This is a genomic window from Peribacillus sp. YIM B13481, from assembly GCF_042787985.1.
In the GTDB taxonomy this organism is placed as follows: Bacteria; Bacillota; Bacilli; order Bacillales; family DSM-1321; genus Peribacillus; species Peribacillus simplex_A.
In genome coordinates this window covers 1-1,232 of sequence record NZ_JBHZPE010000132.1, presented here as the reverse complement: position 1 = coordinate 1,232, position 1,232 = coordinate 1, and the positions used below count along the sequence as shown (strand labels likewise).

Genomic DNA, 1,232 nt, shown 5'->3' with positions numbered 1-1,232 from the left:
TCATTCCATTGTACAAAAAAAGACCCTGTAGAGTAGACACTTTTTTTAAGTGTCTACTCTACAGGGTACAGTTTAATCCGCTCAGTCCTTTTTTTATCTTCCGTTCCATTTTGTTTTCCTATACTCCGATTCGGGTAATAGATAATACAACCATCATAAAAATATAAAATGAGATATGGACTTTAGAAGGAGTGAATGGATATGGCAACGAAACAGCAAATGCATAAATTCAGAAAAGTACTGCTTCAAGAAAAAGCTGAACTTGGAAATAGGATTCAAAATGATGAACGATCCGTTCTTGATAAAAGCCAGACGGAATCCGTAGGGGAATTATCATCTTATGATAATCATCCTGCTGATCTTGGAACCGAATTATTCGAGATGGAACGGAACCAAGCACTTGATGAGCATGCACAATCTGAAATGGATAAAATAGAAGAAGCATTGAATGCCATAGAAGAGGGTTCGTATGGCCATTGTAAAACCTGCAATATAGAAATCCCTATCGATAGACTTGAAGCGATTCCAAGCACTCTCTACTGTGTCGAGCATGCCCCGGAACGACCAATTGCACAAGACCGACCGGTGGAAGAAGATATACTGATCCCATCCAAGAGTGATGATTTTGAAAATCGTCATGGAAAGGAAATAGTTGATAAAGAAGATAGCTTTGGTGAAGTCGCCAAATTCGGTACATCCGAAACGCCATCTGATTACACAGGTGATCATGACAATTATAATGATCTTTATAAAACCGAAGGTGAAACGAATGGATTTCCTGAAGACTATGAAGGATTTGCCGCAAATGATATCGAAGCGGAAAATAGGGTGAATATGCCGAACAAAAAGCAAAAGCAATATGAAAATACACTAGATGAAGGGAATGATACCAGTCTTGGAGACATTCCCTATAATCAAAAGGATAATTATATCAACGAAAAAAAATGAAAAAAAGAAGCATACATGTATGTATGCTTCCCTTTTTGTTATGACCCGTACGGGATTCGAACCCGTGTTACCGCCGTGAAAGGGCGGTGTCTTAACCGCTTGACCAACGGGCCAAATGGCGGAGAAGGAGGGATTTGAACCCTCGCGCCGCTCGCGCGACCTACACCCTTAGCAGGGGCGCCTCTTCAGCCTCTTGAGTACTTCCCCATGGCTCCGCAGGTAGGACTCGAACCTACGACCGTTCGGTTAACAGCCGAATGCTCTACCACTGAGCTACTGCGGAA

General features: G+C 41.9%; 1 protein-coding gene and 3 tRNA genes. 1 reads left to right on the top strand and 3 read right to left on the bottom strand.

Translation table 11 applies throughout. The annotated features are described in order from the left end of the window. Positions 1-201 precede the first annotated feature (201 nt). Positions 202-948 (top strand): TraR/DksA C4-type zinc finger protein, encoded by a 747-nt coding sequence (locus ACFX4X_RS25485; RefSeq protein WP_377387668.1) that lies wholly within the window; start codon positions 202-204, stop codon positions 946-948. A 41-nt stretch (positions 949-989) separates the two neighbouring features. Here the strand turns inward: ACFX4X_RS25485 and ACFX4X_RS25480 are convergent. From ACFX4X_RS25480 to ACFX4X_RS25470, 3 genes are all read right to left on the bottom strand, one after another. After that, positions 990-1,061 (bottom strand) — tRNA-Glu (locus ACFX4X_RS25480). Positions 1,062-1,064: 3 nt separating this feature from the next. After that, positions 1,065-1,155: transfer RNA gene (locus ACFX4X_RS25475), tRNA-Ser, on the bottom strand. Position 1,156: 1 nt separating this feature from the next. Then, positions 1,157-1,231: transfer RNA gene (locus ACFX4X_RS25470), tRNA-Asn, on the bottom strand. Position 1,232 lies beyond the last annotated feature (1 nt).